The 11,403-nt window shown below is 54.6% G+C and carries 10 protein-coding genes; 5 read left to right on the top strand and 5 right to left on the bottom strand.

Going from position 1 to position 11,403, the window contains the following annotated elements:
- The first annotated feature begins 105 nt into the window (after window positions 1-105).
- The gene (locus tag D9A02_RS10970; protein WP_120502490.1) at window positions 106-501 is read left to right on the top strand and encodes a hypothetical protein; all 396 of its coding nucleotides are present in this window, start codon (window positions 106-108) and stop codon (window positions 499-501) included.
- A gap of 11 nt (window positions 502-512) precedes the next feature.
- On the opposite strand, the gene uvrA is transcribed toward D9A02_RS10970, so the two are convergent.
- Complete coding sequence (gene uvrA / locus D9A02_RS10965; protein WP_120501005.1) at window positions 513-3,371, bottom strand: excinuclease ABC subunit UvrA; 2,859 nt, start codon at window positions 3,369-3,371, stop codon at window positions 513-515.
- 490 nt (window positions 3,372-3,861) lie between these two features.
- Here uvrA and D9A02_RS10960 point away from each other — a divergent pair, with 490 nt between their 5' ends.
- From D9A02_RS10960 to D9A02_RS10945, 4 genes are all read left to right on the top strand, one after another.
- Window positions 3,862-4,731: a DMT family transporter gene (locus D9A02_RS10960; protein ID WP_120501004.1), complete on the top strand. Its 870-nt coding sequence runs from the start codon at window positions 3,862-3,864 to the stop codon at window positions 4,729-4,731.
- Window positions 4,732-4,832: 101 nt separating this feature from the next.
- Window positions 4,833-6,107 carry a phosphopyruvate hydratase gene (gene eno, locus D9A02_RS10955; protein ID WP_120501003.1) on the top strand — a complete coding sequence of 425 codons (1,275 nt, stop codon included), beginning with the start codon at window positions 4,833-4,835 and terminating at the stop codon, window positions 6,105-6,107.
- Between the two features lie 63 nt (window positions 6,108-6,170).
- The gene (locus tag D9A02_RS10950; RefSeq protein WP_120501002.1) at window positions 6,171-6,617 is read left to right on the top strand and encodes an MEKHLA domain-containing protein; all 447 of its coding nucleotides are present in this window, start codon (window positions 6,171-6,173) and stop codon (window positions 6,615-6,617) included.
- Window positions 6,614-7,033 carry a cupin domain-containing protein gene (locus D9A02_RS10945; protein WP_120501001.1) on the top strand — a complete coding sequence of 140 codons (420 nt, stop codon included), beginning with the start codon at window positions 6,614-6,616 and terminating at the stop codon, window positions 7,031-7,033. The genes D9A02_RS10950 and D9A02_RS10945 overlap by 4 nt, the downstream gene beginning before the upstream one ends.
- Here the strand turns inward: D9A02_RS10945 and D9A02_RS10940 are convergent.
- From D9A02_RS10940 to zwf, 4 genes are all read right to left on the bottom strand, one after another.
- The gene (locus D9A02_RS10940; RefSeq protein WP_120501000.1) at window positions 7,030-7,512 is read right to left on the bottom strand and encodes a dihydrofolate reductase; all 483 of its coding nucleotides are present in this window, start codon (window positions 7,510-7,512) and stop codon (window positions 7,030-7,032) included. The two genes, D9A02_RS10945 and D9A02_RS10940, sit on opposite strands and share 4 nt — an antisense overlap.
- A 3-nt stretch (window positions 7,513-7,515) precedes the next feature.
- Entirely contained in the window at window positions 7,516-9,111 is a 1,596-nt protein-coding gene (gene pgi / locus D9A02_RS10935) for a glucose-6-phosphate isomerase (RefSeq protein ID WP_120500999.1), read from the bottom strand.
- 127 nt (window positions 9,112-9,238) lie between these two features.
- Entirely contained in the window at window positions 9,239-9,910 is a 672-nt protein-coding gene (pgl, locus tag D9A02_RS10930; RefSeq protein ID WP_120500998.1) for a 6-phosphogluconolactonase, read from the bottom strand.
- Window positions 9,907-11,361: a glucose-6-phosphate dehydrogenase gene (gene zwf, locus D9A02_RS10925; protein WP_120500997.1), complete on the bottom strand. Its 1,455-nt coding sequence runs from the start codon at window positions 11,359-11,361 to the stop codon at window positions 9,907-9,909. The genes pgl and zwf overlap by 4 nt, the downstream gene beginning before the upstream one ends.
- Window positions 11,362-11,403 lie beyond the last annotated feature (42 nt).

The following is an 11,403-nucleotide window of genomic DNA, read 5'->3' as shown; positions in this document are numbered from 1 at the left end:
GGAGCGAGGTTTCGCGCAACGTGACGCCTGCCGTGTTCAAGAGCCCTGTATTCGTTTAAACTCGGTCGCGGAAATCTTTGGAACCAACTCGAAATGGGGCACATCATGAAAGCATCAATGATCAGCTTTGCCGCAATCACCACACTGGCGATTAGCCCCTCGTTTGCATTGGCAAATAACGGTAAGGGCAAGAACAAAAATAACAAGAATGACGGTTTTGAAGTCCAGCGCGTTGCCCCACAAGGCGGTTCCGACTATGGCCATTGCCCGCCCGGGCTGGCCAAGAAAAACATTCCTTGCGTTCCCCCGGGGCAAGCCAAGAAATACTATGGCGTTGGCGAATACCTTCCTGGCGGATATCATCGCATCAAAAACCCGTCAAAATATGGATTTCGTAAAAATGGCTACCATGTCCGCCTAGGCGACTATGTCTACACGATTGACGAGGATACCCATGAAATCTTGAATGTGATCGGCGCGGTTGCCGATGTTCTCGATTAGGGCGTCACATCCTACTCAGCAGCCACCTTACAGGCTTTCAACATCGGCTTGAGGTAGTGACCAGTGTGACTGCGCGGCTCTTTGGCCACATCTTCTGGTGCGCCTTGGGCCACGATCTCCCCCCCACCATCACCACCTTCGGGGCCGATGTCGATGATGTGATCGGCGGTTTTAACCACGTCGAGGTTATGCTCGATCACAATTACGGAGTTTCCACCATCAACCAATTCATGCAACACTTCCAATAACTTGCGCACATCCTCAAAATGCAGCCCCGTGGTCGGTTCATCCAGAATATAGAGCGTGCGACCAGTGGACCGTTTCGCCAGCTCTTTCGACAGCTTAACTCGCTGCGCTTCACCGCCGGATAATGTTGTCGCCTGCTGGCCAACCTTAATATAGCCCAGCCCAACCCGTGCCAGCGCGTCCATCTTATCTCGGATCGATGGGATCGCTTTGAAAAACTCTTGCGCATCTTCCACTGTCATATCCAGCACATCAGCAATGGACTTGCCTTTGAATCGGACCTCCAGCGTCTCGCGATTATACCGCGCGCCCTGGCAAGTTTCACAAGTGACATAAACATCGGGCAAGAAGTGCATCTCGATCTTAATCACACCGTCGCCCTGACAGGCCTCACATCGCCCGCCCTTCACGTTGAAAGAAAAACGACCAGGCTTGTAGCCCCGCGCCTTGGCCTCGGGCAGACCCGCAAACCAGTCGCGGATAGGAGTAAAGGCCCCTGTGTAGGTCGCGGGGTTTGAGCGTGGCGTCCGCCCGATGGGCCGCTGATCGATGTCGATCACCTTATCCAGATGCTCCAACCCTTTAATCGTCTCGCACGGCGCCGGCGTCTGTCGCGCGCCATTTAGGCGCATGCTTGCGGTTTTGAACAAGGTCTCAATCGTCAGGGTCGACTTGCCACCGCCCGACACCCCTGTCACACAGACGAACTGCCCCAGTGGAAACTTTGCATTCACCGCTTTAAGGTTATTCCCTGTAGCCTTGATAACGTTGAGAGATTTTCCGTTACCTTTGCGGCGTTCTTCGGGAATTGAAATCTCTCGCTGTCCCGTCAGATACTGTCCCGTGATTGATGCCGCGTCGGCCTGAATCTGGTCGGGCGTACCGTGACTGACCACAGCCCCCCCGTGCACACCAGCCCCGGGACCGATGTCAAAAACATAGTCCGCGGTCCGGATGGCATCCTCGTCATGCTCAACCACTATCACCGTATTACCCTGATCACGCAGGTTCTGTAACGTCTCCAATAGCCGTCCATTGTCACGCTGGTGTAGGCCAATGCTAGGCTCATCCAACACATACAAAACTCCGGTCAAGCCGCTGCCGATCTGGCTCGCCAGCCTGATCCGTTGGCTTTCGCCACCTGACAATGTACCCGCATTGCGACTAAGCGTCAGGTATTCCAATCCAACATTATTCAAAAACCCCAACCGCTCGCGAATTTCTTTAAGGATAGCGCGGGCGATCTCGTTCCTCTGTTTTGTCAGGTGATCTGGTACAGTTTCACACCACTCAAACGCCTCGCGGATCGACATTTGCACCACATGCCCGACATGCAGACCGGCAATTTTCACCGCCAATGCCTCTTCACGTAACCGATACCCTTCGCAGGACCCGCAGGGCCGGTTGTTTTGATACCGTTCGAACTCTTCGCGCACCCAGTTGCTATCCGTCTCACGATAGCGTCGCTCCATGTTGGGAATCACCCCTTCAAACACACGGCTGATCTGGTAGACTCTCCCACCCTCGTCATAGCGAAACTCAATCTCTTCTTCGCCCGAGCCATAAAGGAACACCTGTTTGATATGCGCAGGCAGATCTTTCCATTTGTCGTTCTTGTTAAACCCATAATGCTTGGCAATCGCCTCAATGGTCTGCAGGAAATACGGCGATTTACCTTTACGCCACGGTGCCAACGCTCCGTCATAGACCTTGAGCGCCTCATCCGGTACCACCAGCCGCTCATCAAAGAACAGCTCCATGCCCAGCCCATCACATTCCGGACAGGCCCCAAACGGTGCATTGAAAGAAAACAGACGTGGTTCAATCTCTGGAATCGTAAAACCACTGACTGGACAGGCGAATTTTTCACTAAAGGTGGTGCGCTCAGGATCCCCCTCGCGCGGGGCGGACTCCAAAACCGCAATCCCATCCGCCAGATCCAGTGCGGTGCGAAAACTGTCTGCTAGGCGGGTTTCGATGCCCTCTTTTACCACCAGCCGGTCCACCACCACATCGATGTCATGGCGGAACTTCTTGTCCAACGTCGGTGGCTCATCCAGCTCGTAAAACTGTCCATCCACCTTAACCCGCTGAAAGCCCTGCTTGCGCAACTCAAGGAATTCTTTGCGATACTCACCCTTACGGTCGCGCACGATCGGCGCCAACAGATAGGCGCGCATGCCCTCTTCCATCGCCATCACCCGGTCGACCATATCCTGTACCTGCTGCGCTTCAATCGGTTTACCAGTTGCAGGGCTGTAGGGCGTGCCAACACGCGCGAATAGCAGACGCATGTAGTCGTAGATCTCTGTGACCGTTCCGACGGTTGAGCGTGGGTTTTTACTGGTGGTTTTTTGCTCAATCGAGATTGCCGGCGATAGGCCACTGATGTGATCGACATCCGGCTTTTCCATCATATCCAGAAACTGCCGCGCATAGGCCGACAGGCTTTCAACATAGCGGCGCTGACCTTCGGCATAGATCGTGTCAAACGCCAGACTGGACTTGCCAGATCCAGAAAGCCCGGTAATCACAACCAGCTCATTGCGTGGAATATCCACGTCAATGTTCTTGAGGTTATGCTCGCGTGCACCACGCACTTCGATATTTTTCAGCTCGGCCATCTGCGCCCCCGGTAATAGGTGATTAACAGATATAGAACTCTCACTGAGTCTCCAACCAGAAAATGAGAACAATCCGCGAACACAAGCTTTACAGAGGCGTGCACCTGGGGCTCTGCCCCAGACCCCGAGATATTTACAGTCAGATGAAATAAACGGACTGTTAATCAATATTCCATACTTCTTTGTCTGCGGTACAGGCGGAGACGCCGATGACCGTGTCAGGTGAAACCCTCTGGTACAGCAGCCAGAGGGCGGATCCAAAATTTATCTGTCCATAAATATCTCCGCCGGAGGCAAATCCGAGGAGGAAGCCGGAGGCTAACGACGAGACATCAAGCGCGCACCAAAGACGTGCACAATGTCATTCGGTGATGTTGCGGCACACAAAAGATGATCCTTTTGGATACAATATACCTTGCAAGGGGCGCGCGTTTCAGCTTTGGATACTGCATCAGGGCAAATTGCGCCCGCTTATTCCCGGAATACGACGATGAATAATCTCAACGGCATCTTGCTTGTGATCGCCTCTATGGCAGCCTTCACGGTCGAGGACATGTTTATCAAACAGCTTTCAGCGACCGTGTCTGTGGGTCAGATTCTCATCATACTGGGGCTGGGCAGCGCCACGATCTTTGCTCTTTTGGCCCGAAAAAAGGGTCATTCCCTAACTCAAGCCTCAGCCTGGAGACCTTTATTTATATGTCGCGCGTTCGCCGAAGCGGTTTCAGCAATGAGCTTTGCCACGGCGTTGTCTCTGGTTGACATCTCGACCGTGGCCGCCGTGTTTCAGGCCACACCTTTGGCCGTCACGATGGGTGCCGCACTTTTCTTGGGCGAAACCGTCGGCTGGCGGCGCTGGAGCGCCGTCGGGGTTGGTTTCATCGGCGTTATGCTGATCATTCGTCCTGGCCTTGATGGGTTTGAGCCTCCAGCTCTCTTTGCCCTGATCGCCGTTGTAGGCGTTTGCATCCGCGACCTGATCACCCGCAAGCTTGATACCAATATCTCCTCGGCGGTTGTATCATTCCAAGGTTTTTCGGCCCTCGTCCCCGCTGGAATCGTGCTAATGCTGATCACCGGCAACGCCCCGGTAGGCGTCCCGAACACTCAGGCGATGATGTTTGTCGGAGGCATTATCTTTGGCGCAATTGGTTATTATGGCATTGTCGCCGCCATGCGCGTTGGCGAGGCTTCCGCTGTTATGCCCTTCCGCTATACTCGATTGGTGTTTTCAATGTTGATCGGCATTGTCGTTTTTGGTGAACGCCCCGATATGATCACCCTTTTGGGCGCCAGTCTGATCATTGGCAGCGGACTTTACACCTTTTTGCGGGAACGCGCGGTTGCACAGCAAGCCTGATGCGTTCTGCGACATGTTAACGCTAACATAGCTATACGTATTCCCTCTAGCGCACAAACTTGTTATGGCGCAGGCAACTGATCTATGCCCGAGGACACGACATGAGCACCATCATTGATATTCACGCCCGCGAAATTCTTGACAGCCGGGGAAATCCAACGATCGAGGTCGATGTCGTTCTCGAAGATGGTACAATGGGTCGCGCAGCTGTCCCCTCTGGGGCCTCCACCGGCGCGCATGAGGCCGTGGAACGCCGCGATGGCGACAAAACCCGCTACTTGGGCAAAGGCGTGCTCGAGGCTGTTGCAGCCGTGAACGGCGAGATCGCCGAAGAACTGGTTGGCATGGATGCCACAGAACAGGTTGCCATTGACGGCGCAATGATTGAACTCGACGGCACCCCAAACAAAGCACGCCTTGGTGCTAACGCCATTTTGGGTGTCAGCCTTGCTGTTGCCAAAGCCGCTGCTGATTTCACCATGCAGCCGCTTTTCCGCTATGTCGGCGGCACTTCGGCCCGGGTTCTGCCGGTGCCGATGATGAACATCATCAACGGCGGCGAACATGCTGACAATCCGATCGACATTCAGGAATTCATGATTATGCCCGTCAGCGCGGGCAATATCCGTGATGCCATCCGCATGGGTGCCGAGATATTCCACACACTCAAGAAAGAGTTAACCGCTGCAGGCCTTTCTACTGGCATCGGTGACGAAGGCGGCTTTGCCCCCGATATTGCATCCACCCGCGAAGCGCTGGATTTCATCCTCAAGTCGATTGAGAAAGCTGGCTACAAACCCGGCGAAGACATCTACCTTGCTCTCGATTGCGCCGCGACAGAATACTACAAGGACGGCAACTATGTGCTGACCGGCGAAGGCAAATCCCTTTCTTCCGATGAAAACGCCGCCTACCTTGAGGCACTGGTCAACGACTACCCGATCATCTCCATCGAAGACGGCATGGCAGAAGATGACTGGGATGGCTGGGTCGCCCTGACCAAGGCCATTGGCGACCGCGTACAGCTGGTCGGCGATGATCTCTTTGTCACAAACCCAACCCGTTTGGCCGAAGGAATTGAACGCAAAGCAGCCAACTCTATGTTGGTCAAGGTCAACCAGATTGGTAGCTTGACCGAAACCCTCAAGGCCGTCGATATGGCCCACCGTGCCCGCATGACCAATGTCATGTCACACCGCTCGGGTGAAACCGAGGATGCCACCATCGCCGATCTGGCAGTTGCCACCAACTGCGGCCAGATCAAAACCGGCTCGCTGGCGCGTTCCGACCGGTTGGCCAAGTACAACCAACTGATCCGCATCGAGGAATCATTGGGCGACACGGCTGAATACGCCGGGCGTTCGATCCTGCGATAAACACAATTTGGTCGCGGCGGGCCAACCGCCGCGACCCCAATGCGCATAGTTTGGTCAGTATTCATGCACGAACCATCGCAGGGCAACAAATTTCAAATCGAACACTCAGAGCTATTGATGCGTTCCTTTGAAAAACGCCTCTCGCGCCCTCTCACGACAAGCGCCAAGGCGCTTTATCATGCCCCCTTCCCTGTTTTGTCACACAATGCGATAGACGATCCCGTCTTCACCTACGGTAATCTTGCGGCGCAAAAACTGTGGGAGGTTAGTTGGGATCAGATCACTCAAATGCCCTCACGCCTGAGTGCCGAGACGGACGAACGCGCGGCGCGTGCCGCCATGCTGGCTTCGATCACCGCAAACGGATTTATCGACGATTACCACGGAATCCGTATTTCCAGTTCCGGCCGCAGGTTCGCAATCAAAAACGCAATCATCTGGACATTGAGCGATGATCAGGGCCACAAATGCGGCCAAGCTGCCACCTTTAACGAGATCGAGTTTCTATGACCGCCCAAGACATCATCACCACCCTTGACCTGCACCCCCATCCTGAAGGCGGCCATTACCGCGAAACTTGGGTGGCCGACAATGAGGGTCGTCCTGTGGGCACCTGCATCTACTTCCTCCTGCAAGGCCACGAGCAGAATCGTTGGCACAAAGTGGACGCAGCTGAAATTTGGCACTTCTACAGTGGCGCACCCCTCGTATTATCGCTTGCCAAAGATGAAAGCGGCCCGGCCGTCGATCATACCCTTGGCACTGATCTGGTCACCGGTCATCGCCCACAAGTCATCGTACCGCCCAATCACTGGCAGATGGCGCGCTGCACGGGTGATTATACTTTGGTCGGTTGCACGGTCTCGCCCGGTTTTCAGTTTGAGAAATTCATCCTCGCGGCGCCAGATTTTGACATTCCGCGTTAACGGCGCAGATACTCATTCACAACACAGGCCGGGGCCTCTTGACGCAGTTCAACCGCCCCCAGATGCCGCCAGTCATCCGCAGAGAATTCTGGAAAAAACGTATCGGCGTCTTCTACGATCCGATCCACTTCGGTGATGACAATTCGGTCGGCCATCGGCAACATTGCTGCGTAGATTTGTCCGCCGCCAATACAATAAAGCCGCCGGTAACCCTGCGCTTCGGCCTCAGCAATCGCGGCTTCAATGTTCGAAAACGTCAACGGTGCACAATCCGGATTTGACGACACAACCAGATTGAGCCGCCCCGGCAGTGGTCGCACCGCTTCAGGCAGGCTATCCCAGGTTTTACGTCCCATGATCACCGCACCGCCTTCGGTCTCGCGCTTGAAAAACGCCAGATCCTCGGGCAGATGCCAAGGCATATCGCCATCGCGGCCAATTGCGCCATTGCGCGCCCGCGCTGCGATCAGAGTAATCATATCTCAGTCTTCCCAATGAGCCCGGATAAATTCAACCAGTTGTTGGGTAGATCCATCCTTTGTGTCGGCATCCACCTGCCCTGACAAGACAGGCTCCAGTTCCAGCGCCAGAACTTTGCCCAGCTCCACACCCCATTGATCGAACGAGTTGATCCCCAAAATCACGCCTTCGACAAAAACCCTATGTTCATACAGTGCAATGATTTGGCCCAGGCGACGTGGTGTCAGCTTGTCATAAACCAGCGTTGTCGAAGGCCGGTTACCCTTGAACACCCGGTGCCGGGCCTGACGTTCCAGCTCATCACCCTCAAACCCTTTGCTTGCCATCAGACGCCGGGCCGTTTCTATTGAGCGCCCCAGCATCAAAGCTTCGGACTGGGCCAGACAATTAGCCACCAGCAATTCATGCTGATGCGCGAGGTCTGGTTCATGGCCCTCAGCGGCAAGCATGAATTCGCAAGGCACCACCTGGGTCCCCTGATGGATCAGTTGATAAAATGCATGTTGCCCATTGGTTCCCGGCTCACCCCAAACCACAGGGCCTGACCCACCCTCAACCGGCGTACCATCCATGGTCACGCCCTTGCCATTGCTTTCCATTTCAAGCTGCTGCAGATAGGCGGGCAGCCGGGCCAGACGCTGATCATAGGGCAGAACCGCGCGGGTTGGATAGCCACAAACCTGATTATGCCACAACCCGACCAAGGCCAGCATCACTGGCATGTTTTGCGCCAACGGGGCCTCGCGAAAGTGCAGGTCCATCGCCTCACCTCCAGCAAGAAACGCCCGAAACCGTTCTGGTCCAATTGAAAGCATTAAAGACAGGCCAATCGGCCCCCAGATTGAATAACGTCCCCCAACCCAATCTTCGAACCCAAACACGCGTTCGGGTGGAATCCCAAACGCACTAGTCTTATCTTCAGCCGACGCAAGCGCCACAAACTGGCTAGCAGGATCATCCACCGCCTGCGCCATCCAGTTGCGAGCGGTTTGTGCATTGGTCATTGTCTCGACAGTGGTAAAGGATTTTGAGGCCACAATCACCAAAGTGCGCGTTGGGTCCAACCCCGCCAATGTGTCATGAATATCGGCAGCGTCCGCGTTTGAGACGAAATGACAACGCGGTCCATCACGATAAGGCAGCAACGCCTTGACCGCCATTTCCGGCCCCAGATGTGAGCCACCTATACCAATATTCACTACATCGGTGATCTGCCCGCCAGCCCCCTGATAATGCCCTGTGCGCAGAGCCTCGGCAAAGGTCTCCATTTTTGCTAGTCCAAGCCGAATGTCAGTCAGTACATCCTCGCCCTCCAGCATTATCGGCGCTGATGACAACGCCCGCAAAGCTGTGTGAAGTACGGCGCGCCGCTCGGTCTCGTTGATTTCGGCGCCTGAGAACATCGCCTCGCGACGGGCTTCCACCCCTCGTTCAGCGGCCAGATTGCAAATCGCCTGACGCGCCTCTGTCGTCAGTGAGGTCTTGGAATAATCAAACAACAACCCATCAAAGTGGATTGCAAAATCAGACGCGCGGCCTTTTTCTTCAAAAAGGCCGGTTATGTCCGCGCCAGCCAGCGCCTTCAATTCTGCCCACATGCCTGCCTGCTACCTCCACTTGGGTCTACATGAACCCAAATACCTTAAACTTTAAAATTACTGCGGGAATATCTCGATTTTATGGCGGGGGTTAGTCCCGTTCTAAAAAAAGATCACCAGATTTCTTTTATGGTGCCCAATGCACTGTAGTTCCATCCAAAATCGCAGCAACTGGAGCAACAAGCGGATCTGTGCTGCGCGCACGTTCCAGCGCGGCTCGTTTTCCTGCGCCGGTGATCACCAGATGCTTTGCGATTGCACCGTTGAGAACCCGCGCCGACATACTGAGCCGTGGCTCAGGAGCGTTGGGGGCCCGCATTGGGATCAAAACCGGGGCATTTGCCGCCAAACCCTGCATCAATTGATCGCCTTCAGGAAACAAAGATGCCACATGCATGTCATCGCCCATGCCAACAAGCAGCACATCAATCGGCAATTTTGGTTCAATCCCAGTGATCAAATCAGCAAGCGCCTCTTCGGGCTCTTCCGCCTTTTTGTAAAGCGGCACCATAGTGGCCGCAGCTGCCCGCTCCTGTAGCAGCCGCTCAGTGATCAACCGGGTGTTAGAGCGCACATGCACAGCTGGCAACCAACGCTCATCACTCAAGGCAACGTCAACCCGACTCCAGTCTAAATCGGCAGCGCAAAGCGTATCAAAGATCGGACCCGGTGTATTGCCTCCGGGCACTACAAAAAATGCCCTTTCTTCGTGTTCCAGCACCGCCGTCAATTCACCAGCCAGCACATTTGCCAGGTCGATCGCCATCATTTCTGCGTCAGCGTATTCTACAAGCTTCATGCCTTAATCTCCCGCCAGCGGCGTCCATCGCGGTGCATCAGCATCAACGCATCATCAGGTCCAGAGCTGCCAGTGGCATAGCGTATCGGCGTCTCCGCGTTCTCGTCCCATTGTGCAATAATCGGATCGGTCCAGGCCCAGGCCTCTTCCACCTCATCGCCGCGCATAAATAATGTCTGATTCCCGCGTATCACATCCATGATCAAACGCTCGTAAGCGTCTGGAAAATCTGCTTCTTCCGGTCCCAGTGCCTCTGCAAAGCTCATATCCAGCGGCACATCAATCAACCGCATACCGCCCGGTCCCGGCTCCTTGATGGTCACTCCAAGCTCGATGCCTTCGTTGGGTTGTAATTTGATGGTCAGGATATTGCGATGCCGGCCGGCATCTTCGTCAAAGATTGAATGCGGTGCGTCCTTGAAGACAATCGCAATCTCGCTTGCGCGCTCACGTAGACGTTTACCGGTTCGCAGATAAAATGGCGTATTCGCCCACCGCCAATTACTGATATGCGCCTTGAGTGCGACAAAGCTTTCTGTGGTACTTTCAGGGTTTTCTGCCTCTCTTCGATAGCCCAGCAAATCGTCTGTGCCTTCATACTGCCCGCGCACAATGTCCTCTTCCCCCACCGGATCAAGTGCGCGAATAACCTTGAGCTTTTCATCACGTACCGCATCAGGGTTGAACTTGGCCGGAGGTTCCATCGCGATAAGACATAACAATTGCATCATGTGATTTTGCATCATGTCGCGCATCGCACCGGCACGGTCATAATATCCCCCGCGCCCACCAACACCGACAGATTCAGCCACAGTAATCTGGATGTGATCAATATACTGGCTGTTCCACAGCGGCTCGAACAGCATGTTACCAAACCGGATCGCCATCAGGTTCTGAACAGTTTCTTTGCCCAGATAGTGGTCAATCCGGTAAATCTGATTTTCCTCAAAGTGCTCGGCCAGAACTTTGTTCAATGCGCGCGCACTCTCCTGATCCCGGCCAAAGGGTTTCTCGACCACAATCCGACTGGTGCCATCGGCCATGCCGTGCAAATGCAATCGCTCGGCCAATGGCCCAAACAAACGTGGGGCAACGGAAAAATAAAACGCCCTGATCCGATCTGACCGGGTCAATTGGGCCAGCTCAACCCATCCGGCCTCTCCCAGTGCGTCGATCGTCACATAATGCAGCCGGGTCATGAACTCATCAAGATGGGTACATGCGCCTTTGGTTTTTGGGTCAAACTCAGTAATCGCATCGCGTACAAACTGGCGATACTCCTCGCTGTTCATTTCTGAACGCGCGGCGCCAATCACACGCGAATCTTCCCCCATCTGCCCGGCACAAAAACGCCGAAACAGTCCGGGCAAAATCTTGCGTCGGGCCAAATCCCCGGTGCCCCCGAAGATTACCAAATCAAATGGCTCAACCGGAATAACCCTTGAAACCATGTTAGCTTGCTCCATTTTCAGCGCGTTGGACCTCTTGGCCTA

The sequence above is a fragment of the Roseovarius sp. EL26 genome (assembly GCF_900327775.1).
GTDB lineage: Bacteria > Pseudomonadota > Alphaproteobacteria > Rhodobacterales > Rhodobacteraceae > Roseovarius.
The sequence above is the reverse complement of the archived record's forward strand: the minus strand, read 5'-3'. Positions and strand labels throughout refer to the sequence as shown.

Excerpts from the sequence above, each read along its gene's own strand:
- D9A02_RS10970 (WP_120502490.1), top strand. The coding sequence starts at position 106 with ATGAAAGCATCAATGATCAGCTTTGCCGCAATCACCACACTGGCGATT.
- uvrA (WP_120501005.1), bottom strand. The coding sequence starts at position 3,371 with ATGGCCGAGCTGAAAAATATCGAAGTGCGTGGTGCACGCGAGCATAAC.
- D9A02_RS10960 (WP_120501004.1), top strand. The coding sequence starts at position 3,862 with ATGAATAATCTCAACGGCATCTTGCTTGTGATCGCCTCTATGGCAGCC.
- eno (WP_120501003.1), top strand. The coding sequence starts at position 4,833 with ATGAGCACCATCATTGATATTCACGCCCGCGAAATTCTTGACAGCCGG.
- D9A02_RS10950 (WP_120501002.1), top strand. The coding sequence starts at position 6,171 with ATGCACGAACCATCGCAGGGCAACAAATTTCAAATCGAACACTCAGAG.
- D9A02_RS10945 (WP_120501001.1), top strand. The coding sequence starts at position 6,614 with ATGACCGCCCAAGACATCATCACCACCCTTGACCTGCACCCCCATCCT.
- D9A02_RS10940 (WP_120501000.1), bottom strand. The coding sequence starts at position 7,512 with ATGATTACTCTGATCGCAGCGCGGGCGCGCAATGGCGCAATTGGCCGC.
- pgi (WP_120500999.1), bottom strand. The coding sequence starts at position 9,111 with ATGTGGGCAGAATTGAAGGCGCTGGCTGGCGCGGACATAACCGGCCTT.
- pgl (WP_120500998.1), bottom strand. The coding sequence starts at position 9,910 with ATGAAGCTTGTAGAATACGCTGACGCAGAAATGATGGCGATCGACCTG.
- zwf (WP_120500997.1), bottom strand. The coding sequence starts at position 11,361 with ATGGTTTCAAGGGTTATTCCGGTTGAGCCATTTGATTTGGTAATCTTC.